Origin of the sequence: Sporolactobacillus mangiferae, from assembly GCF_023336505.1 — a bacterium.
GTDB lineage: Bacteria > Bacillota > Bacilli > Bacillales > Sporolactobacillaceae > Sporolactobacillus > Sporolactobacillus mangiferae.
Map to the genome: position 1 here is coordinate 184,972 of NZ_JAMAST010000002.1, position 22,632 is coordinate 207,603.

General features: G+C 44.2%; 23 protein-coding genes. 7 read left to right on the forward strand and 16 right to left on the reverse strand.

Annotation, left to right across the window (positions count from 1 at the left end; genetic code table 11):
• Positions 1-94 precede the first annotated feature (94 nt).
• Positions 95-397: an Fpa/YlaN family protein gene (locus tag M3N64_RS03305; RefSeq protein ID WP_438270990.1), complete on the reverse strand. Its 303-nt coding sequence runs from the start codon at positions 395-397 to the stop codon at positions 95-97.
• Between the two features lie 156 nt (positions 398-553).
• On the opposite strand from M3N64_RS03305, the gene M3N64_RS03310 reads away from it, so the two are divergent.
• Positions 554-775 carry a YlaI family protein gene (locus M3N64_RS03310; RefSeq protein ID WP_249097728.1) on the forward strand — a complete coding sequence of 74 codons (222 nt, stop codon included), beginning with the start codon at positions 554-556 and terminating at the stop codon, positions 773-775.
• 167 nt (positions 776-942) lie between these two features.
• On the opposite strand, the gene typA is transcribed toward M3N64_RS03310, so the two are convergent.
• Positions 943-2,796, reverse strand: a complete 1,854-nt coding sequence (gene typA / locus M3N64_RS03315) for a translational GTPase TypA (protein WP_249097747.1) — start codon at positions 2,794-2,796, stop codon at positions 943-945.
• 745 nt (positions 2,797-3,541) lie between these two features.
• Here typA and M3N64_RS03320 point away from each other — a divergent pair.
• Positions 3,542-3,715 (forward strand): hypothetical protein, encoded by a 174-nt coding sequence (locus tag M3N64_RS03320; RefSeq protein WP_249097753.1) that lies wholly within the window; start codon positions 3,542-3,544, stop codon positions 3,713-3,715.
• A gap of 17 nt (positions 3,716-3,732) precedes the next feature.
• Here the strand turns inward: M3N64_RS03320 and M3N64_RS03325 are convergent, their stop codons facing one another.
• Positions 3,733-4,563, reverse strand: a complete 831-nt coding sequence (locus M3N64_RS03325) for an inositol monophosphatase family protein (protein WP_249097768.1) — start codon at positions 4,561-4,563, stop codon at positions 3,733-3,735.
• A 124-nt stretch (positions 4,564-4,687) separates the two neighbouring features.
• The gene (locus tag M3N64_RS14280) at positions 4,688-4,897 is read right to left on the reverse strand and encodes a YkzI domain-containing protein (RefSeq protein WP_497007932.1); all 210 of its coding nucleotides are present in this window, start codon (positions 4,895-4,897) and stop codon (positions 4,688-4,690) included.
• A 201-nt stretch (positions 4,898-5,098) separates the two neighbouring features.
• Here M3N64_RS14280 and M3N64_RS03330 point away from each other — a divergent pair, with 201 nt between their 5' ends.
• Positions 5,099-5,773 (forward strand): DUF1054 domain-containing protein, encoded by a 675-nt coding sequence (locus M3N64_RS03330; protein ID WP_249097770.1) that lies wholly within the window; start codon positions 5,099-5,101, stop codon positions 5,771-5,773.
• Positions 5,774-5,885: 112 nt separating this feature from the next.
• Here M3N64_RS03330 and lpdA read toward each other — a convergent pair whose 3' ends face one another.
• The 4 genes from lpdA to pdhA form a co-directional block, all read right to left on the reverse strand.
• The gene (lpdA, locus tag M3N64_RS03335) at positions 5,886-7,295 is read right to left on the reverse strand and encodes a dihydrolipoyl dehydrogenase (protein ID WP_249097800.1); all 1,410 of its coding nucleotides are present in this window, start codon (positions 7,293-7,295) and stop codon (positions 5,886-5,888) included.
• A gap of 2 nt (positions 7,296-7,297) precedes the next feature.
• On the reverse strand, positions 7,298-8,584 hold the full coding sequence (locus M3N64_RS03340; RefSeq protein WP_249097818.1) for a dihydrolipoamide acetyltransferase family protein: 1,287 nt from the start codon (positions 8,582-8,584) through the stop codon (positions 7,298-7,300).
• 125 nt (positions 8,585-8,709) lie between these two features.
• Entirely contained in the window at positions 8,710-9,690 is a 981-nt protein-coding gene (locus M3N64_RS03345; protein WP_249097821.1) for an alpha-ketoacid dehydrogenase subunit beta, read from the reverse strand.
• Entirely contained in the window at positions 9,687-10,781 is a 1,095-nt protein-coding gene (pdhA, locus tag M3N64_RS03350; protein WP_249097824.1) for a pyruvate dehydrogenase (acetyl-transferring) E1 component subunit alpha, read from the reverse strand. Before pdhA ends, M3N64_RS03345 begins: the two co-directional genes overlap by 4 nt.
• 365 nt (positions 10,782-11,146) lie before the next feature.
• On the opposite strand from pdhA, the gene def reads away from it, so the two are divergent.
• Positions 11,147-11,704, forward strand: coding sequence for a peptide deformylase (gene def, locus M3N64_RS03355; RefSeq protein WP_249097843.1), 558 nt, complete (start codon positions 11,147-11,149; stop codon positions 11,702-11,704).
• A 97-nt stretch (positions 11,705-11,801) separates the two neighbouring features.
• Here def and M3N64_RS03360 read toward each other — a convergent pair whose 3' ends face one another.
• Positions 11,802-12,590 (reverse strand): Cof-type HAD-IIB family hydrolase, encoded by a 789-nt coding sequence (locus M3N64_RS03360; protein ID WP_249097861.1) that lies wholly within the window; start codon positions 12,588-12,590, stop codon positions 11,802-11,804.
• Between the two features lie 250 nt (positions 12,591-12,840).
• Between M3N64_RS03360 and M3N64_RS03365 the strand changes: the two genes are divergently transcribed.
• Together M3N64_RS03365 and rnjA are read left to right on the forward strand one after the other, a co-directional pair.
• Positions 12,841-13,050 (forward strand): DNA-dependent RNA polymerase subunit epsilon, encoded by a 210-nt coding sequence (locus tag M3N64_RS03365; RefSeq protein ID WP_249097863.1) that lies wholly within the window; start codon positions 12,841-12,843, stop codon positions 13,048-13,050.
• A 4-nt stretch (positions 13,051-13,054) separates the two neighbouring features.
• Positions 13,055-14,764, forward strand: a complete 1,710-nt coding sequence (rnjA, locus tag M3N64_RS03370) for a ribonuclease J1 (protein WP_249097866.1) — start codon at positions 13,055-13,057, stop codon at positions 14,762-14,764.
• Between the two features lie 127 nt (positions 14,765-14,891).
• On the opposite strand, the gene M3N64_RS03375 is transcribed toward rnjA, so the two are convergent.
• The 5 genes from M3N64_RS03375 to ccpC all read right to left on the reverse strand — a co-directional run bounded on the left by M3N64_RS03375 (position 14,892) and on the right by ccpC (position 20,002).
• The gene (locus tag M3N64_RS03375; protein ID WP_249097881.1) at positions 14,892-15,902 is read right to left on the reverse strand and encodes a cytochrome d ubiquinol oxidase subunit II; all 1,011 of its coding nucleotides are present in this window, start codon (positions 15,900-15,902) and stop codon (positions 14,892-14,894) included.
• 395 nt (positions 15,903-16,297) lie between these two features.
• Positions 16,298-16,846, reverse strand: coding sequence for a peroxiredoxin (locus M3N64_RS03380; RefSeq protein ID WP_249097900.1), 549 nt, complete (start codon positions 16,844-16,846; stop codon positions 16,298-16,300).
• A gap of 346 nt (positions 16,847-17,192) precedes the next feature.
• On the reverse strand, positions 17,193-18,302 hold the full coding sequence (locus tag M3N64_RS03385) for an N-acetyldiaminopimelate deacetylase (protein ID WP_249097902.1): 1,110 nt from the start codon (positions 18,300-18,302) through the stop codon (positions 17,193-17,195).
• Between the two features lie 38 nt (positions 18,303-18,340).
• Complete coding sequence (gene dapD, locus M3N64_RS03390) at positions 18,341-19,042, reverse strand: 2,3,4,5-tetrahydropyridine-2,6-dicarboxylate N-acetyltransferase (RefSeq protein WP_249098558.1); 702 nt, start codon at positions 19,040-19,042, stop codon at positions 18,341-18,343.
• Between the two features lie 84 nt (positions 19,043-19,126).
• Positions 19,127-20,002: a transcriptional regulator CcpC gene (gene ccpC, locus M3N64_RS03395; protein ID WP_249097905.1), complete on the reverse strand. Its 876-nt coding sequence runs from the start codon at positions 20,000-20,002 to the stop codon at positions 19,127-19,129.
• 150 nt (positions 20,003-20,152) lie between these two features.
• Here ccpC and M3N64_RS03400 point away from each other — a divergent pair, with 150 nt between their 5' ends.
• Positions 20,153-20,362: an aspartyl-phosphate phosphatase Spo0E family protein gene (locus tag M3N64_RS03400; protein WP_249097908.1), complete on the forward strand. Its 210-nt coding sequence runs from the start codon at positions 20,153-20,155 to the stop codon at positions 20,360-20,362.
• Between the two features lie 332 nt (positions 20,363-20,694).
• Here the strand turns inward: M3N64_RS03400 and M3N64_RS03405 are convergent, their stop codons facing one another.
• Positions 20,695-21,702 (reverse strand): inorganic phosphate transporter, encoded by a 1,008-nt coding sequence (locus M3N64_RS03405; RefSeq protein WP_249097911.1) that lies wholly within the window; start codon positions 21,700-21,702, stop codon positions 20,695-20,697.
• 203 nt (positions 21,703-21,905) lie between these two features.
• Complete coding sequence (locus M3N64_RS03410) at positions 21,906-22,526, reverse strand: DUF47 domain-containing protein (protein WP_249097914.1); 621 nt, start codon at positions 22,524-22,526, stop codon at positions 21,906-21,908.
• Positions 22,527-22,632 lie beyond the last annotated feature (106 nt).

The following is a 22,632-nucleotide window of genomic DNA, read 5'->3' on the forward strand; positions in this document are numbered from 1 at the left end:
CTTATACTACAATTCTTAAAGATATAATTGCTTATAGTATAAAAAAGCCCAAACCACACCCCTTCATCCGGCTGTGGGTTTGAGCTATTCAAAATTATTTTCGTGTAGACGCTTCATGAAGTGCAGAGACCTGCCTCTCAAGCGAACTGAGCAATTCTCTGCCTTCATCGGCACGAACAACACCAAGGCGAACCGCGAAGTCAATTTCACGGGACAAACCGAACATTTGTGTATCCAGAACTTCTTCATACAGGGGGCATTGGGGCATCGTCAAATTTTCCATCTGCACCCCTATCAGCTTCAATATTTTCTGTGCATCGGCCTGCAAAAGTTCATAGGCTTTTTCACGTTTGCCTATCTTTATTTCAACTGACAACCTGCTCCCCCCTTGTCTCATTACTTGCCTAAATTTTATCTTACCCTCTGTTATGGTAAATTGCAAGATTAATCACAGCAACTGCACGCATCATCCGAAACAATTGATCATTCATCACTTTCAAGTCTATGGTGCCATAAAACCTGTTATACTATAAATAGCCAAGGAGGGATTTTTATGCACGTTCATTGCGCTTTATGTGATAAAGTCTGCTACCTGGACGACCAGTCCGCCATTGCCAAAAAGCTTAGAAATCGTCCCATTCATACGTATTTGTGTGATGCCTGCGATAAAAGAATCGGCGAACGAACCCGGGCGCGCTGGGCAACCGGAAAATTCACACTGCATTTTCCAAGCAGTGATAAAAAAAATAGCAAACATACGTCAAAGAATCAGTAAATTCTCTTTAAGCGATCAGGAAGTTAAGCAATGCTGTTAAACTTTACTGCTGGTTTTTAGCTCATTTTTCGCTGGTTATGATGTTTATACTCTATTTCGAATATACCTTTAGTGCAAATGAAAAACGTCTGCAGCCAGTTCGGCGCAGACGTTTTTCCATTCATAAATCAGCCATTAAATTTTGGAATCTTGCTACCTCGACGTTCAAAGCGTTCACGTTCGCCTTTATTCAGGATTTTCTTCCGCATGCGCACGCTCTTCGGTGTAATTTCACAATATTCGTCATCATTCAAATAGGAAAGTGAGTCTTCAAGTGACATTTTCCGCGCTTCTTTCAACGTAACCGTCTGATCCTTGGTTGCAGAACGGACGTTTGACGCGTGTTTTGCACGTGTCACATTAACGGTCAAATCATTTTCACGATTGTGTTCGCCTACAATCATGCCTTCATAGACATTGACACCTGGTCCGACAAACATTTCGCCGCGATCCTCAAGTGAGGCAAGTGAGTAGGCGGTCGTCTGTCCCTGATCCATTGAAATCAACACTCCGCTTCGACGTCCGCCGATCTCTTCCTTGATAAACGGAGCAAAGTGATCAAACGTATGATTCAAAATGCCATATCCGCGTGTGTCCGCCATAAATTGGCGGTTATAGCCGATCAGACCGCGTGAAGGGATTATGAACATGAGACGGGTCTGTCCCGGCTGCTCCTGCCTCATATCCTTCAGCTCGGCTTTCCGTTTTCCCATCGATTCGATAACAGATCCCACATATTCTTCGGGAACATCGATTTGAACGGATTCATAAGGTTCACAAAGTTTTCCATCGATTTCCTTTGTGATGACGCTTGGCTTTGAAACGGATAATTCAAAACCTTCACGCCGCATTGTCTCAATTAAAATAGACAGATGAAGTTCACCGCGTCCGGATACAACCCAGGAGTCATGTGAATCAGATGCAGACTCAACTTTCAGGCTGACATCGCGCTCCATTTCGGCCATCAGGCGATCTTCAATTTTTCTGCTTGTGACATATTCGCCTTCCTGTCCGGCAAAAGGACTTGTATTCGGCAGAAAGGTCATTTTCAACGTCGGTTCATCGATTCTGAGCGGTGCAAGCGGATCAATCTTGTCGACATCATTGATCGTATCGCCAATGTCGATATCCGAAACACCAGTAATTGCGATGATATCCCCCGAACATGCTTCATCAATTTCCGTTCTTTTCAGTGCGTGATAGCCGAAAAGTTTGGTAATGCGGAATTTTTCAACACGTTCTCCGCCATTTTTCACAAGTGCTGCCTCTTCGCCCACTTTAATCTTGCCGCGATAAATGCGGCCGATGCCAATGCGGCCAACGTAATCATTATAATCAAGCATCGTTACCTGAAATTGAAGCCCCTCATCCCGATTGTCAGCAGGAGCCGGAACATAGTTCAATATCATATCAAGAACAACACTCATATCCTGATCGACATGTTCCGGATCGGTCCCGGCCACTCCGTTGACAGCCGATGTGTAGACAACCGGAAATTCCAGCTGATCTTCATCTGCGCCAAGATCAATGAACAGATCGATGACTTCATCAACAACCTCGGCTGGACGGGCCATCGGCTTATCGATTTTATTAACAACAACAATAGGCTTCAGATGCTCTTCCAGTGCTTTCTTCAAAACAAAACGTGTTTGTGGCATACACCCTTCATAAGCATCGACAAGCAGAAGTACACCATCAACCATTTTCATGATTCGCTCTACTTCACCGCCAAAATCTGCGTGTCCGGGAGTGTCCACAATGTTTATGGTATGATCCTTGTAAGAAAGGCTCGTGTTTTTTGCCAGTATAGTGATCCCGCGTTCTCGTTCAATTGCGTTTGAATCCATTGCCCGTTCATGAATGTGTTGATTCTTGCGGAATGTGCCGGACTGCATCAGCAGCTTATCAACCAACGTTGTTTTTCCGTGGTCAACGTGTGCAATGATGGCAATGTTCCGCAATTCTTCCCTTAATTTTGTCATTTATTCCTTACTCTCCTCATAATTTCCAATCGCTCATGTAAGATAGCCGCAACTACATATGCAAGTCATTTTCTCACACGTACGTATTCGTTGTCAATTTTTTCTTCATACCTTTAGAAAAACCGGGCAAAAAACACCCAGTCCTTACTTCCGCAGGATGCGGTGGCTTCCGCGTTGCATACAGGACGTACTTTCACAGGATGCGGTGGCTTCCGCGTTGCATACAGGACGTACTTTCACAGGATGTGATGGCTTTCGCGTTGCATACAGGACGTACTTTCACAGGATGTGATGGCTTTCGCGTTGCATACAGGACGTATGCCCCTTAGCGAAAGTTCCTTTATAGTTATTGGAAGTTCCTTTTCAACCAGCGAAAGTTCCTTATAGTTATTGAAAATTCCCTTACATTATTAGTGGAAGTTCCTTTTACACTGTAATCGAACTGGCTTCGTGTCTTTTACAGTACTGAATCGACGCTTCAGCTGCTCGCTTGCCGCGGGCGATCCGGAGGCCCCCTCAGGCAGGCCAATTTCTGCGGGGTCTTCCCTGGCTCGCTGATCAACAGGAACGCTCCGCAGGCGTCTCGCACTCCGCTTTGATTCTCGATAAGACACTGGTTATTGGTTTTCATATGGGTCAAAATGATATACTTTCTTATAGTACAAAAAATACGTGGAGGCTCTGATGCTGATTTTTGTACTTTTTTAATAATCGCCTTATTGTAAATTATGGAGGTGAGCCTGTTATGCGCGCATTATATTTTTTCACAATTTTTCTCGTTGCCATAAGCCTGATCGTTCTGTGCACAGGTATGGTTACCGGCAATCCGCTGATGACTCTATTGTCCGCATTTGCCGTTATTCTGTTTATGTGGATTGGATTTATGCTTAAAGCCGCCGAGCAAAGGAACCGTCTGTAATGATGGGACAAAGCTAATCAGCTCGGTTCGCGGATAAATTTTCCTTGTTTTACCTGATCCCTGATATGCGCGGCCATATACTCGTACAGTCCGGGCCGGGCTGCCAAAACCGATGTCTTTGATAAAATGTCAATCTGCGCACCTTCCGCCGTGGAATAACTGCCGCCTACTTCATTCAATAAAATCAGGCCGGCTCCATAATCCCAAGGTGAAAGTCTCATTGTAAAATAGGCATCTAAATAACCGGCAGCCACGTAGGCAAGTTCAAGTGAAGCAGCTCCGTACGCACGTGTTCCACTGCAACGTCTGACTAAGTCGGTCATTATATTTTCATCGATTCTTCGATTTGGTTTCAGCCATGTTGCACTTAAATCAAGCAATGCATCATCAATAGAAACTTCCGTCAATCTCAGCAGTTGTTTATCATTTTGAAACGCACCTTTTCCCGAAAGACAGTGAAACAGTTCATCCGACATTACGTCATAGATAAACGCTGCTTTCCCAAATCCATTTTCATAAACACCGATTGAAATGGCAAAAAAACGTTTCTGAAGGACAAAATTCAACGTACCATCAATGGGATCCAGCAACCAGAGCACGCCATCATTTGTGTCAGCTGCGTCTCCGAATCCTTCCTCTGAAATAATTTTATCATCAGGATAGGCCGATCTTATTTTATCGATCAGAAACTGCTCAACCGCTCGATCCATATTAGTGACCAAATCATTATGTGCACTTTTTTCGCTGACTTCAAGCGGTCCTGATAATGAGGCACGCAATTGATCGGCTGCTTCTTTAATCCATTGCATCACCTTTACTTTGAGTGCTTCCCAGTCTCGTGTTGCCATTCTCTAATCACTCCGCTTCTGGGAGATCAAGTAACTCCGTACAAGATTCCCTTGACTGTTTCTATAGGTAATACTACATCATTTACCGATAAAAAGAAAAATCACCCCCTCTGCAGCGGTGATCCTAGCCTGGATGGGACGCATTTTTAAATCTCAAGAAGCAGCATCTCACGGCGTAAATGTTCAAGTTTTTTTTGCTCTGAATGATTGATTTTGCATCGTTTTTTTTCAATGCACGATGAAGCACCATAAGTTCCATGTCAATAGCAGCACGTACTTGAGGAATGCGCCTTTCCGCTTCGTTCCTGCTTAGTATTTGCTTAATCCGTTTCATGATTAAAGACCACGTCCCTTCAGTGTATCGTTCAAAGAAGGTCAAAGGTGCAAAAATGCCCACCTAACGGCCGCTTCCAATCGTTTTCTTTAAAATTTATGCCGCAGGACCGTACATCTTGCCAGACATTTCGGTTGTAATCATAGCATGCTGTGGTACACTAAGCAGCAGAATAGATTCATCTGAAATGGAGGCAGTCAAATGACACAAGAGGGTTTGTTTACCCGCGATGATTTCGCATCGATGCAAACACCCGGACTCGAAAACAGGATGTATGCCATTCGCAGCCAGATACAGCCAAAGTTTCAGGCAATTGCTGATCATCTGCTCCCCTTCTTCAATACATATGATGCTGCACAGGATTCGCCTTTTTTCCTGCACATTGCCCGCCATGCACGACGAACCGTTCATCCACCGGACAGCACATGGATGGCGGTCGCTCAGAGCAAGCGCGGGTACAAAAAATATCCGCATTTTCAGTTTGGCATTTGGCCCGATCACCTTTTTTTCTGGCTTGCTGTGATTGAGGAGTATCCTGATAAAGTTAAACTGGGACAGACGTTGCTCGAACACGTGCCGCAAATCCAGCAGTCGATACCGCCCTATTTTGCATGGTCGGCAGATCATATGAAAAATATATTTACTCGCCATCAGAACCTGAACAAAGACGACCTGAACAAATTATTTTTTCGTTTGGAAAAGGTTAAGAAAGCCGAACTGCTCTGCGGAGTAATTATTTCTAAAGAAGAAGCAACAGCAAAAAATGAAAATGATCTTGTATCACATTTAAAAGAACAAATTAAAATACTGATGCCGCTTTATGAAACCGCGTGTGCCTGCGAAAAGACTATGGTTTCTGAAAAAAAGTCACGTTAAAAAGTTCTGCCGAAATTAAAGATTGTATCCTTTTCCTTTATATAAATGACAAGAGTGTCCGAAAGTCAACCAGACTTTTGGACACCCTCTCTCCATAATCAGTTCATTTGTGTTATTTTGCAATATGAATGGGGTGCCCAAGCACAGCTTCTGCCGCTTCCATTGCCACTTCACCAAGCGTTGGATGTGCGTGGATAGTGAGTGCAATGTCTTCAACGGTCATTCCCGCTTCGATTGCCAATCCGAATTCAGCAATAAGGTCACTGGCATTCGCCCCCACGATTTGCGCACCAAGGACAAGCCCGTCCGAAGCACGTGCAACCATTTTCAGAAAACCGTCTGATTCACCGAGTGATAATGCACGCCCATTTGCTGCAAACGGAAACTGTCCCGTTTTGACTTCAAAGCCTTCTTTAGTCGCTTCGGCTTCAGATAATCCCACGGAAGCAATCTCAGGATCTGAAAAGACAACAGCAGGCATCGCGCGATAGTCCACTTCCGAAGCCTCACCGCTGATCGCCTCGGCAGCAATTTTCCCTTCATAGGAAGCTTTGTGAGCGAGTGCAAGCCCGGCAACAATGTCGCCTATGGCATAAATTTTCTCGTTGGATGTTCTACCTTGTTTATCGACTTTGATCAGGCCGCGTTCCGTTACTTCGACACCCGCCAGATCCAAACCGATTTCCTTTGTGTTCGGGCGGCGTCCGACCGTTACCATGACATAGTCCGCATCAAACACTTGCTGCTTCCCTTTGACTTCGGCAGTAACCGAAACACCGTTTGCTGTTTCTTCAACACTTTTGGCTAGTGCCTCTGTATAGATTGTTACTCCTTTTGCCTTAAGCTTCTTTTTTACAGGAGCAATCAAACGCTTTTCAAAAGCGGGCAAAATCGAAGAGGTGCCTTCCAGAATAACCACTTCGGTACCGAACCCGGCATAGGCTGAGCTTAATTCAATGCCAATATATCCGCCACCAATAACGACCAGTTTTTCAGGTATTTCTTTTAAAGCAAGTGCACCCGTTGATGAGAGGACGTGATCGCTCCATTTAAAGCCGGGAATTTCAATTGGACTTGATCCAGTAGCCACAATACAATGATTGAACTTGTATCTGGATGACTCATAACCGTGATTGACGCGCACAACATCCGAATCGACAAACAGTGCTTCGCCTTCAACGCATTCGATGCCATGGGCCTTAAAAAGTCCTTTGACACCGCCTGTCAATCGATCAATCACTTGCCCTTTCCAATCCTGCACTTTTTGAAAATCAATACTTATATTTTCGGCCTTAATGCCAAAATCCTCTGAATGGGCCATTTGTTCGAAACGATGACTGGCAGAAATCAAAGCTTTCGAAGGAATACAGCCGACATTCAGGCAGACACCTCCTACATGCTCTTTTTCAATAACAATGACTTTCTGACCAAGCTGAGCGGCCCGAATAGCCGCTACATAGCCACCTGGACCTGCACCGATAACGACTGTGTCCACCTCTGTGGTAAATTCCCCTACAACCATATTTACCCCTCCAAAATAAGGCGTTGCGGATCAGACAACAGCCTTTTTATTTTGTTCATTGCCCTTTGAGCCGTTGCACCGTCAATCAATCGATGATCAAAGCTCATGGACAGAGCAAGCGTAGGTGCAGCAACGATTTTTCCATCACGAACAATTGCCTTCTCAGAGATTCTTCCAACCCCAAGGATCGCTGATTCTGGCTGATTAATTACCGGAGTGAACCATTGACCGCCTTCGGACCCTATATTGGAAATCGTGCATGTCCCGCCTTTCATTTCCTCAGCGGCCAGTTTCCCCGTACGTGCTTTTTCAGCAAGCTGCTCGATCTCTCTGGCAATTGAATACATGGATTTCGCTTCGGCATGCTTCACAACCGGGACAACAAGACCGGCATCTGTATTAGTAGCAATACCGATATGATAATAATGCTTATAGATAATTTCCTGATTTTCTTCATCCAGTGACGCATTGAGCACCGGAAATTCTTTAAGTGCCGCAACAAGCGCTTTAACAAAATACGGGAGATAGGTTAACTTGATCCCAAGCCCCTGTGCCTCTTCTTTAAAATGTTTTCGATGCGAAACAAGTTTCGTAACATCCACATCGTCCATAATCGTTACATGAGGTGCCGTTTGCACGGAATGCGCGGTTGCTTTGGCAATGGCTCTTCTTATGCCAATGAATTTCTCGCGGGTCTCCTGTGAAGGCTGCATCGCTGAAAACTGTTCATACGCCTTCTCAGAATGATTGGAAGCACCGGTGTCCTGACGATTCAGTTCCTCCGAATTTTTAACCGGTGTCGAAAGATAGTCGTCAACATCCTGTTTTGTGATCCGTCCGTTTCGTCCGCTGCCGATCACTTTTTTCAGGTCAATTCCCTTCTCACGGGCATATTTTCGAACCGACGGCATAGCAATCACCGATTCATCTGCATGCTCCGAATGTGTTTCGATCTGTTCCTTGACCAGCAGTTCTTTTTGTTCTTCATGCTGTGCAGGAACGGCATCCTTTTCTGGATCTGGCACTGTGTCTTGAACATCATCGGCTGCTGCATCCGATTGGAGTGTCACGATAACGGTGCCCACTTCAACCACCTGTCCTTCTTCTGCATTCAGTTCCAAAACTTTACCGTTCACTGGAGAAGGAATTTCAACAACAGCCTTATCATTTTGAACCTCGGCAAGCGGATCATCTTCACGAACCGAATCACCGGGCTTGACGAACCATTTCAGAATCTCTCCTTCATGAATTCCTTCACCGATATCCGGCAGTCTGAACAAATAGGCCAATGGCATTCACGCTCCTTTATCTCTCGCTGTGTTTACTGCTTGATCTTTCATTGCCGTGCTCGCTTGTCTCGGCTTAGAGGAGCAATATTACATTTAAACATTATTGCTCTCTGGCCCTTTAACGATTAAAACGCAATAACCTCTTTTACCTTATTCTTAATATCGTTTTCATTTGGCAGCCAGACATCTTCTGCTGCTGCAAACGGAAAAACAGTATCCGGTGCAGTGACTCTTCCGACAGGCGCATCCAAATAAAGCAACGCACGATCATTGATTTCCGCTATGATCTGGGCGCCAATACCTGCCTGTTTCTGAGCTTCCTGCACAACAACTGCGCGATTCGTTTTTTTAATCGAATGAGCGATCGTCTCTGTATCGAGGGGGCTGATTGTCCGCAGATCAATCACTTCACACTCTATATTATTATCCTTACTCAACTGTTCAGCAGCCTTCAATGCCGTCTGTACCATGGCACCATAAGTGATCACGGTTATGTCTTTTCCTTCACGCGCAATGTTTGCTTTCCCAATGTCGATTGTATAGGCTTCTTCAGGAACTTCCGCTCTGAATGAACGGTACAGCTTCATATGTTCCAAAAAAATAACCGGATCGTTATCGCGAATAGCCGCGATCAGCAGCCCCTTGGCATCGTATGGATTAGAGGGGATAACCACTTTCAGACCCGGGCACTGCGCAAATAAACCTTCGAGATTATCTGCATGCAGTTCGGGCGTCTTTACTCCGCCGCCAAAGGGTGAACGAATGGTGACTGGAGCATGGTATGCACCACCGGAACGATATCTCAGTCGTGCAAGCTGAGAGGCAATGCTGTCCATCGCCTCAAAAACAAAACCGAAAAACTGTATCTCCATGATTGGTCGGTAGTTTTGCAATGCAAGTCCGAGTGCGAGTCCGCCGATGCCCGACTCAGCAAGCGGCGTATCAAAAACGCGCTCTTCTCCGAATTCATCATATAAACCTTCCGTCGCACGAAACACACCGCCGTTTTTGGCCACGTCTTCACCAAAAACAAGCACATGTTCATCATTGCGAAGCTCAATTCTCATCGCGTCTGTAATTGCCTGTATCATTGTCATCTGTGTCATTGCTGAGCTCCCTCCCGAGCGCCGTAAAACTCGAGCTGCTCTTTAATTGCCGGTGTCGGATTTTCATACATAAAGCCAAGAAGATCCGTGACTTTCTGCTTAGGCACGCTATCTGCTTCTTTGAGCGCTTCGGCAACATCTTTCTTCGCTTGTTCGGCCGTACGTTCTTCATCTTCACGCGCCCATAGCCCGAGCTTTTCAAGATAAAGGCGGAAACGAATAAGCGGATCTTTTTTTTCCCATTCATCCGTTAATTCGTCCGTCCGATACCGCGTCGGGTCATCGCCTGCCATAGTATGGGGCCCATATCTGTACGTCAATGTTTCAATCAATGTCGGTCCTTCGCCGGCCAGCGCGCGCATCCGTGCATTCTTTGCTGCCGCATAGACAGCCAGAGGATCCATGCCATCCACCTGGATCCCTCTTATTCCGGCCGCCACCGCTTTTTGGGCAAGCGTTTCAGATGCGGTCTGCTTTTCAACCGGTACCGAAATAGCAAAGCGATTGTTCTGACAGATAAACACAGCAGGCGCTTTATAGATACCGGCAAAATTCATGCCTTCATACACGTCCCCCTGTGAGGTCGCACCATCACCAAAATAGCAGAAAGCAATTTGCTTCTTCTTTCTTTTCTTTAACCCCAATGCAATACCCGCCGTTTGCGTCGCCTGCGCACCAATAATGATCTGAGGCATAACCGCATGGAGCTCCCGCGGATACTGCCCGCCCCCGAAATGACCTCTTGAATAAAGAAATGCTTTATACATAGGAAGTCCATGCCAGACAAGCTGGGGAATATCACGATAAGAGGGCAGCAACCAATCTGCCTGATCCATGGCAAATTCACTGGCTAGCATGGATGCTTCCTGGCCGGCTACCGGTGCGTAGAACCCAAGTCTGCCCTGCCTATTTAATGAAAGCGCGCGCTGATCCCAGATCCTGGTATATACCATGCGCCGCATTAATTCCTTTAGCTCCTCGTTCGTCATTTCAGGTTTCTGCTGCTCGTTGACAACATGTCCCTGTGTGTCCAAAATACGCAGCATTGGAAACATTTTTCTGATCTCTTCAGAACCGTATTCAGGAACCATATCTTTCACCCCTTCTTCCAATCAGTATGTGCCATTTCGCCCCTTCTGCAATGAGATTAATATCACTTAACCGCTTACAGTTAAAAATTACCTGAATTATTTATCGGAGATACATTGCAGATGGCAAAAAAAGTGATTGGTTCGGTATTTTATACTTGATATATCTCTTTTTTCAGTTTATATTACCTTATTCAGTGAAGTCAAACGTAAGGAACTGCAGGCGTCAACGTTCCTCGGCGTCCGCACAATAAGCGCCATTTGTAAACAATCTGCGTATTTAATGATACACTAACAATAGAACAAGATAAGGCAGGCAAGGAAAAAATGAAGTTCCTTATTGAACGGTTTGAAAGGTGGCTCATTTCATGATTACCATGGATGATATTATTCGGGAAGGCAATCCCATTCTCAGGCAGGTGGCTAAAGAGGTCCAGTTGCCGGCTTCGGATGAAGAAAAAAATACATTGAAAGCGATGCTTGAATTTCTGAAAAACAGTCAGAATGAAGATCTCGCTAAAAAATATCACCTGCGTGCAGGCATTGGTCTTGCCGCTCCTCAAATCGCATTAAGCAAACGAATGATCGCGCTGTATCTGGACGATGACAATGGCAAACATTACGAGTATACGCTTTTTAATCCCAAAATTATCAGCCATTCGATCGAAAGCACTTATTTGGAAGGTGGAGAAGGCTGCCTGTCAGTTGATCGCGAAATTTCCGGTTATGTCCCTCGACATGCACGTGTAAAAGTAAAAGCTTTTGATCTTGAAGGCAACCCGGTAACGCTCCGGCTGAAGGGTTACCCTGCCATTGCCATTCAGCACGAAATCGATCATTTGAACGGCATTCTCTTTTATGATCGAATCAATAAAGAGGACCCTTTCAAAATACCGGATCATGTAGCTGAGAAAAATATATATTAATCAATACCGACAGAAGAAGGACGGCTTTCGCGAGCCGTCCTTCTTCTGTCGGTATTGCCCTTTTGAACAGGACTGAATGTCGCACTTCCTTATCTTGTTATAAAAGCCCGATCTGTTTTAAGCCATGATAAATACCGTCTTCATGTACGGATGTTGTCACAAAGTCCGCGGACTGCTTGGCTGCATCCACGGCATTGCCCATTGCAATTCCCGTTCCCACAAAGGAAAGCATCTCAATGTCATTATTTCCGTCTCCGAAAGCGCATGCTTCACGCGTCGAAATATTCAAAGTGTTTAAAAGCTGCGCAATTCCCGTGGCCTTTGATCCGGTTGATGGCAGGACATCAACCCCGAACTCATGCCAGCGTACATAGCGAAAGATATTGCATGGGGGGGTCTCAAGAAAATGTGCATCATCCTTTTCGGAATAGAAAAGCAGCCCCTGGTACACGTCATGATGGTCTAAAAAATGCTCATCCGTCTCAGGGAATGGCATCGGAAGCTGCAAGCTGTCCATACTGAGACGTGCTTTTTCATCAATATATCTATCCATTTTTATTGTATCGGCACTTTCATAAGCAAAGGACCAGCCAACTTTTCTTGCCTGTGCTGCAAGTGCACGCAAGGGTTGTTCGGGAAGCGGATTCGTATAAACCGGCTCATCGTGGTCAACCACATATGCGCCATTAATGCTGACATAGGTATGAATATTCAATTGCTTCCTCAGTTCCGCAAACATAACCGGTGTACGTCCCGTCGCAATTGCGGTAATCACCCCCCGCCTCTGTAATTCTGAAATTGCTTCCACAGTCGAATCCGGAAGCGATTTATTTTTATCAAACAAGGTATCATCAATATCAAAAAAAACGATCTTCGGTCTGGTCATAAACATAATCCTCTCTTTCAGACTGACTGCCACTGGATTTAGTAGTACGTCCCTTTCTCAGCTTATTATAACAGCTCTATGTACCCAATAAATGAACAGGGTATGAAATTCTAATGATTGCCCATGCTATTTCTGACATTGCACAGAGAAATCCACCATATTTATCAGTACCCAAAGCTTAAAAGTGAAAAAGCACGCCATTTCATATATAATGATCTGTAGAACATTTTTTTGGGAGGAGTATGAATCAATGATTTATAAAGTACTATATCAACCATCGAGTGACGAGGTCCCGGTACGTGAGCAAACAGAGATCCTCTATCTCGAAGCAGGCGACGTTCGCGACGTTCGCAGAAAACTTGCAGACAAACCCTATAATGTGGAATTTATTCAGCCGCTGACTGGTAAATTTCTCGAATATGAGCAAAAGTCTGCTGAATTTAAATTGGAGAAGCTGTAAACATATGAAATTTGTGAAAAACCATCAGACAGCTGTTTTCTCCCTTGGCGGGCTTGGAGAAATCGGTAAAAACACGTACGCTGTTCAATTTCAGGATGAGATCATCGTGATTGACGCGGGAATTAAGTTTCCGGAAGATGAACTTCTCGGCATTGATTATGTCATTCCTGATTACAGCTATTTAGTCAAGAATGCCGACAAGATTAAGGGATTATTTATTACGCACGGACATGAAGATCACATCGGCGGCGTTCCTTACTTGCTGCGTGCAGTTAATATTCCTATTTATGCCGGCAAACTGGCCGCAGGGTTAATTCGAAACAAACTGGACGAACATAATCTTCTGCGTCAGACGGTCATCCACGAAATTACAGAAGATGATGTCATTAAATTCCAAAAAACATCCGTCAGTTTTTTCAGAACAACGCACAGTATTCCGGATTCATATGGTGTCGTTGTGAAAACGCCCCAGGGCAACATTGTCGAAACCGGAGATTTCAAGTTTGATTTCACACCGGTAGGCGGTCAGATTGCCAATCTGACGAAAATGGCGGAAATCGGCAAGGAAGGCGTACTTTGTCTCATGTCCGACAGTACAAATGCTGAGGTGCCCGGTTTTACCATGACCGAACGGGAAGTCGGCGAAAATATCAAAGATATCTTCCGCAAAGTGAACGGACGCATCATTTTTGCAACCTTTGCATCCAATATTCACCGTCTCCAGCAGGTTGTCGACGCCTCAGTCGACACAGGAAGAAAAATTGCTGTTTTCGGGAGAAGCATGGAAGCTGCGTTCACAATTGGCGAAGATCTGGGTTATATCCAGGCACCAGGCGACACGTTCATCGACCATCAGCAAATTAATCACTTGCCGGATCAGGAAGTGACCATTCTGTGTACCGGGAGTCAGGGTGAGCCGATGGCCGCCCTGTCTCGAATCGCGAACGGTACCCATCGTCAAATTCAAGTCCAGCCTGGCGACACGGTCATTTTCTCTTCCTCACCGATCCCTGGAAACAGAGTAAGTATCAATCGCACGATCAATCAGCTCTATCGTGCTGGTGCTGACGTCATTCATGGAAAGCTGAGCAACATCCATACTTCCGGCCATGGCGGTCAGGAGGAAGAAAAATTGATGCTCCGCCTTCTGAAGCCTAAATTCTTTATGCCGATTCACGGTGAATACCGAATGCTGAAAAAGCATGTGGAGACGGCACATACTTGCGGTATTCCTTATGAAAATTCATTTATTATGAACATTGGCGATGTTCTTGCATTAGACCAGAACTCTGCAGCCGTCACCGGTAAAATCCCGTCCGGTTCCGTCTATATCGATGGCAGCGGAATCGGCGATATTGGAAACATTGTCCTGCGTGACCGCAAAATTCTTTCAGAAGAAGGTTTGGTCATTGTGGTTGTCAGCGCAGATATTGCCGCCCACAAAATTTTAGCGGGTCCAGACATTATCTCCCGCGGATTTGTCTACATGCGCGAATCAGGAGACTTGATCAATGAGGCACAGAATCTGCTCTCTGCACGTCTTCAGGAAATTATTCAGCGGGATGCGCTGCAATGGTCGGAAATCAAAAGCACGGTTACTGATCTTTTGTCGCCATTTCTCTATGAAAGGACACGCCGCAAACCAATGATTCTGCCGATCATCATGGAAGTTGATGAGAAAGCGGCATACAAGCAGGTCGAAAGCAGCAATTAACGCTGCAGTCAATAGAAAGAAAGAGGCTGTTCCCCGATTATTCTTGATCGCGGAGCAGCCTCTTTCCTTGTGTTAAATCATGACAAGGCCTGGATTGCCATATTCCTCCATCAAATTTTTCTTGCGTTCATTCATTCTTTTCCTGATCAGCAAGTACACGCAAAACAGTCCGTTCCCGTCTGCTCAAAAACCATAAAAATAAACTGGGAGCAAGCAGCAAAGCAGCAAGGAAAAACCATTCAGAATGAGCCCAATCGTCAAGTTCCCCGCTAATCACAATATCCGGATAAATCAGATAAGGCATATGAGAGGCGGTATAACCGAAAAATGCGAAAAAATACTGCAAGGCAACAAGAGTCAAAACACCACGATATCGCCTGATAAAAACAAACGTAACTGAAAGCAGTAAACAAAATAAAGATAGCATGAACAGCCACCACAAATCCAATGTACGCATAAAATGGTCCGGATTCTGCCGTTCAAGTCCAAGAAAAACCAGACCACTGGACACTACCATCGGCATACTTAAAAAGAGGGCCAGATTGCGAAAATGTTCAGTCATTGCCTTGCTACCGATCCGTGAAGAAAAATGGACAAGATGCATGGTGCTTATGTAGAAAATACTGACAATAACCAGAACCATCACAGACCAGAAATAGACATTACCGATCAGCGCAAGCACAAATGAACCCGGTTTCCCGGTCCCGATCGATGAGAATCCACCCTCGCTGATGACAAGCACAATGCTCAAAGCCAGTGGAACGAAAATCCCCGCAATGCCATTTCCAGCCAAAAACAGGCCGTTTTTCTGCTTTGGCATCAATTCAGATAATGCAAAAAAAGTGCCCTTAAAAACGGTTAAAAAAAGAGCTAGAACGCCGCATATAACAAGCGGAGTCTGAAAGTTGAGCACCAGCTCAGGAAACCAGCCAACCAGTGCCGTGAAAAGTAAAATAAAGCCAATATTCATCAATTCAGAAACAGGAGACTGCCAGCTCTTGAGCGGTTCGTACAACCAGGCCATCTTTTTAAGATGGTATCCGTAAAAAATATAAAAGCTAATGCCGAAATCAATCGAAGCGGCAATCATATAGCCATAAATAATCGTCCAAAGTGCAGTTAAAATGAATGCTTCCATGATGTTTTTCCTCTCTGACTGGCGGACTCCTATTTATTATAACAAAGAAACTCATTTTATAAGACTGCAGATCAGCAGGATACACGATTTACCACGAATAAACGGTTGAATGATTACAGCATGGTTTTAACTTCATTAATCCTGCTATACGGCATTTCAGCTGCCCGCTTGCTGCAAAGTATCTTGCATCTTCACGAACATTTCGGTCTGCACAACCACCTACTGAAGCTTCGTAAAACGCGCAACGCACTTCTGTATCCTTGACCCTTTTTGAATGTTCCAAACCTTTACTTCCTTATCCTGAAATAAGAGACAGGATGCATGTTCGCTCATCCTGCCTCTGCAAGAACAGACCGGAGTCTGCTCATTCCCGTTCATTTTTTCAATCTATTTCATCACACGTGAAGCGTTTCATCGCCAGGGTGCCAGTTAGCAGGACAGAGTCCGCCAGACTGAAGTGCCTGAAGTACACGTAAGGTTTCATCGACATCACGACCAATATTGTTGTCATTAACAACCGAATACCGGAGATCACCTTCCGGACTGATAATGAACAATCCTCGAAGCGCAACTCCTTCTTCAGGAATCAGCACACCATATTTCTCTGCCACTTCATGTGTATGATCCGCAGCCAGACTGAAATTGATTTTGCCGATGCCGCCTTCTTTTCTCGAAGTTTTCATCCATGCCTGGTGCGTATAAATCGTATCACAGGAACAGCCAATAATGTCTGCGCCAAGTGCTTTGAATTCATCATAGCGATCACTGAAAGCCGTAATTTCAGTTGGGCATACAAACGTAAAGTCCATCGGGTAGAAGAAAAAGATCGTCCACTTTCCAGCTTTAATATTCTCTTCCAGATTTGCCTTTCCAAATGAGCCATCTGCATTGACGCAGTCAAGATCAAACAAGGGGGCCTTCGCACTCACAAGACGTTCTACCATATTTTAACCATACCTCCTGAAATTTTTGCTTTCCTCATTTGCCATGAGGTTATAACCTATTATAATATTCACTTTATTTTTAGTCAATATTAGTTAATAATTAATTTAAAATAAATGATACACGTTATTACCAAGGAAGATATAATAATTATTGAAAATTAATATTATCATTTAAAACTGCAATTATCAAATAAAATGCCATGTCTTCATCAGTGAACATAATACATTTATAATCATAGCAAATCTCTGACTGATTACCTATGAATATGCCTATGCGAAAAATCACAGCCATCCATTGGGAAGGTGGCTGTGATTTAATAAATCTTTTCATTCCTTAAATCTATATTCAAATGCCCTCGCGAAAATATGTGCTGACCACTCGGACTCCCTGCTCCAGTGCAGATTCATCCGGCTTAAAATCCGAAGAATGAAGGCTCGATGTTTTTCCGACGCCCAGCCAGAACATGAAGCCCGGCAGTTCTTTCAAGAAATAGCCAAAGTCTTCACCGGCCATTGCATCTTCACAAAGAACAAATGGGAAGGCTTTCTTCCTGCAAAAATCAATAAATGGATCAATGTAAATTTTCCGATTGAAAACCTGATAATAATTAGCACCAAAGTCAATGTCGCCCTGACATTGATAAGCCATTTCAATAGCCCGAACATGCCGTTTAATATCATCCTTTATTAAAGTCATCGTATCCTGGCTCAGCGTTCGAATCGTTCCCTCGACACGCGCAGATTCAGCAATGATGTTTTGTTTAAATCCGCCGGACATTTTCCCAATGGTCAGAACCGCAGCGCGCAGCGGATTCACCCGACGGGCAACAATTGTCTGAAGGCCTACAACAAAATGACTGGCAGCTACAATGGTGTCATGTGTCAGATGTGGATTTGCTGCGTGTCCGCCTTTTCCATGAAAGTCGATAAACAGTTCTGAAGTATTCGCGAACAGGCTTCCTTCTTTTGTTGCAACCGTGCCCGCAGGAAAATCCGGTGACACATGCAAAGCAAAGATCAAGTCGGGTTTCCATGCTTGAAATTCTTCGCTGTCCATCATCGGCAGGGCGCCTCCTGGTCCTTCCTCGGCAGGCTGAAAGATAAACAGCGCGTCTTCTTTTATAGGATAAAGCACAATGTTTTCCAGGGCTCCAAGCGCTATGGTCATGTGAAAATCATGTCCGCAGGCGTGCATGTTTCCTTCATGCCTGGACTGAAAGCTATAGCCCGTATTTTCTTTTACCGGCAATGCATCGATATCCGTACGAAAACCGATCAGCTTTGAAGGGTTTGTCCCTGTGACGCGAACCAGCAAACCTGTTCGCCACTTTTTAACCTGTATGCGCTCCTGAGGCAGTTCGCTAATCTGTTTCAGCAGAAACGCCTGTGTCTCCACCTCTTCAAAACCCAGTTCCGGTATCTGGTGCAACGCGCGCCTGATCGCTATATAATCCATAATTCTTTCCTCCTGATGCAGGCAGACAATCTGCTCTTTTATAACTCGCGAAGTTCCTGCATCAATTCAGTTTTTGAACGTGTCTGATCATCAATTCGCTTCAATATTTTTGCCGGGGTTCCGGCAACTACCGTATCTTCCGGAACATCTTTCGTTACAACCGCACCTGCGGCGACAACTGCACCTTTGCCGATACGGACGCCTTCAAGAACAACAGCATTTGCACCTACCAATACATTGTCTTCAACAATGACCGGTTTTGCAGAAGGCGGCTCTACAACGCCTGCAAGCACCGCGCCGGCACCAATATGACAGTTTTTGCCCACCGTTGCACGTCCGCCGAGCACGGCATTCATATCGATCATTGTCCCTTCACCAACGACAGCGCCTATGTTAAGCACGGCTCCCATCATGATCACGGCCTTTTTTCCAATCTCAACTTTCTCCCGGATCAGCGCACCCGGCTCAATACGCGCTTCAATTCCTTTAAGGTCAAGCAGTGGTACTGCCGTATTACGTGCATCGTTTTCGACAATATAATCAACAATTTTATCCCTGTTGGCGCTCAGTACCGGTTCAATCTCCTGCCAGTCGCCGAAAAGTGTGCCTACTTCTCCGTTTATAAATGTGTGGACATTTTCTCCGAAAGATAAAGACGTCAGATCGCCTTTTATGTATACTTTAACGGGCGTTTTTTTTACGCTGTTTTGCAAAAAAGAAATAATCTCATAAGCATCCATTTGCTCCACTATGATTCCTCCACATATTTTAGATTTGGACTGATCCATTTGTGAAAAGTGCGTTCACTCTTTTAATTATCTTAGCTAATTCTCTTTGAAAAGTCTATGTTTTATCAATTCAACAAAGGCCTGAACCTGATTTAATTTAATGATCTCCTGGTCATAAAGCAGCCAGTTTTCCCTGACGATAGCGTTCCCCTGGCGATCGTGCAGCGGAATGCAATGCACATGATCTTTTTCTGTGAGACTGATTGATGGGAGTACTGCATAACCAATGCCGTGTGTCACCATCTGTTTACAGGTTTCAATCTGGTCAACCATGATTGTCCGCATCGGTACTCTTAAGTTCTGTGCGTGCCACCAGCCCTGAATAATCTGATCATAGGAAGAATCGCTGCGAAACTGGATATACGGTCTGCCATCATCTCCCAGTTCCTTCAAAGATTCAATTTTGGAATCAACGAAGTTCAGAGGATCTGAAAACAGATGAATCTTCCCCCCTCCCCATTTTGGCATCCCACGAACAATGGCACAGTGGCATTCAGCCCGATATAATTGTGCCAAAAGCTCACTGGACCAGCCCGTCGTCAGAGAAATTTTAACCAGCGGATGCTGCTGTACAAATGCTTTCAGTACGTCAGGCATCCAGTATTGACCATTTACCGATGATACAGCAATCTTTAATGTCCCATGAATTTCCGATGCATGAGCCTGAATCTCAGCACGTGTCTCAGCAAGTTTTTCTAATGTTTCACGTGCAAAACGCAAGAGAATTTCTCCTTCAGCAGTTAGAGAAACACCACGTTTAGAGCGTACAAACAATTGTGTATTCCATTCGTTCTCAATAGATTGTAATCTCTGACTGAGTGCCGGCTGCGAAACAAACAGCTTTTCTGCTGCTTTCCTCATATTTCCTTCGTCTGATAGCACCATAATCAGTTCAAGATCTGACAGTTTCATCGCTCTATCCCTCCAAAGCTTACTTATTCGACAAAAACACGCATAAACATAGGTGTCAGCGAATTTTGCAATCGGTAGACAAAAAAAAGAGAGATGCTATAATAAGAATAATATTGATAGACTATCCGAGTCGAGGAGGGCTTTGTGTTCATGGCTGAGTTTCCAGAGGTACCTATGGCCCAGGAAATGAGCAGCATTTATTCAGAAGCTGTTGAGAAAAAAAGGCAGAATCTTTTAGAAACTGCCAAGAAATATGGACTGTATGCCGAACAGACATTACGCTGCAGTCAGGAACTGGATATGCTTATTATTGAAATACAAGAGCAGCATTTTCCGCAGCCATTGCGCGCGCAAATGTAAGCAGGTCAGATAAGGCTTCATTATTCTGTATATAAATGAATGATTGTGCCGGCAAAAGCCGGATGCACTTTTTTTATTTGCCACTTAATGTAAGCGTTTTAAATTAAAGTTTCTCACTACACACCGTTTATTAATCGCCCTCTTCAATGATTTACAGAGTCAAGTTACAATAAACATCCTGCCTGAAGACCATTGTACGTGAATCCGTATTTGTCCTTCAACTTTTTTCAATTTCACACGCGGTCCTCCCGGCTGTCTGCGCGTGAGAGCCGGATGGACTTCACGGCGACCACTGCATCATACGCAAAATGAAAGGCAGCAGATGATTAATATCAGAGAATAACGTTCAAAATCCGGAAAATAATAAAAGCGATTAAAGCAGTGAGTGGTAATGTAATCACCCAGGTAATCACAATATTTAGTGCCATTCCCCAGTTTACACCACGTACACGCTCTGCAGAACCGACACCTAAAATTGAGGATGTGATCACATGTGTCGTACTGACCGGAAAATGGATGAAAGTAAATCCAAAAATGATTGAAGCCGAAGATAAATCAGCTGCTGCACCATTAATCGGTTGTATTTTCATAATTTTGCTGCCTACCGTATGAATAATTCTCCATCCACCAAGTGAAGTACCCATCGCCATTGCAAAACCCGCTGCTATACGCACCCACATTGGAATTTCAACCTTGGTTAAATAATTCGATGCGACTAATGCCATGGTTATAATCCCCATTGTTTTCTGGGCATCATTGGTCCCGTGGGCAAAGGACTGCAATGCGGCAGTAAAAATCTGGAAAATACGAAAATAACGATTGGTTTTTACGAGTGAAAAGTTCTGGAAGATGATCATAAAGAGTTTCATTACGATAAACCCAACAGTTACTGCAGCAATCGGTGAAATAATTAACGCTTCAAAAATTTCAATAAAGCCTTTATAATTCAATGCTCCAAATCCAAGTGCCGAAATTCCGGCACCGGCAAGAGAGCCGATAATCGCATGTGAAGAGCTACTGGGCACGCCAAGATACCACGTTGCAAGATTCCAGATAATAGCACTGATCAACGCAGCCATCACAATAATTAGCCCAATGGTCTCATCATGAATGGAGAAAGGGTCGATGACTCCTTTGCTAATTGTCTGAGCAACACCTGTAAACGTAATTGCGCCCAAGAAATTCATTGTCCCTGCCAGAATGATTGCCATTCGTGGACGTAACGCACGAGTCGAAACAGACGTGGCAATGGTGTTGGCCGTATCGTGGAACCCGTTGATAAAATCAAAACTAAACGCCAAAAAGACAATCATCAGTGTCAGCGCAAACAAGCTTTCCATATTTTTTAAAACCCTTTCTTCGTAAAAATGAATACGTATTGCAGAGCTTCCAATCAATGAGACCCGTTATCTTTTACTGCTTATTTAATCCGAAAGACATGGACGTCAATCACTTTTATCACGAACAAGGGGGTCCGTGATAAAATATTGCCTATAAAATAAATGAATGCCAATAATCGATCTTTTCATAGCATAAGTACAAATTACGCGTTACGCATCATAATGGTTTCCAGTGTATCCGCCACATCTTCACAGCTATCGGCAACGCTCTCAAGCATTTCATATAGTTCTTTGTATTGTATAATCTTGATCGCATCTTTCTCATTTTTGAACAAATTCGTAATACACTTGACAAGCAAATCATCGCATTGAGTCTCATAATCATTAATTTTAATGACACTGTTGCGAATACCAGACAGATTTTTTTTGCTCATCAGCGTAATTGCCTGATTGATTTCCTTGCAGGATTCATAAAGCAGACCGACAAATTCAACCATGAATTCATCAGCATGAGAAATGCCATAGATCTCAAGACGCATGGACCATTCTTCGAAACCGTCCAGAACACTGTCCATTTTCATTGCTAATTCCAAAATATCTTCGCGTTGGAGCGGTGTCACAAAAGTCTTATTCAAGGCAATAATAAGTTCGTGAACGTAAGAATCTCCCTTTCGTTCAAAGTTCTTCATTTTTTGTGAAAACTCATGCAGATCAGCTTCGTTTTTAATTTTGCTTTCATCAAAAAATTTAGCAGAATCCTGCAAGTTCAAAGAAATAATCGAAAGCATATTCAAAAACTTGTCATTTTTCGACAAAAAGTGCACAAAGTCCACCTCTTCATTTTATTGATATTAATGAACAATCATGTGCCCATGGATAGCATTACCCATACTCTGGTTCATTTTCCAGCAAGCCTGAGAACCGAACCAC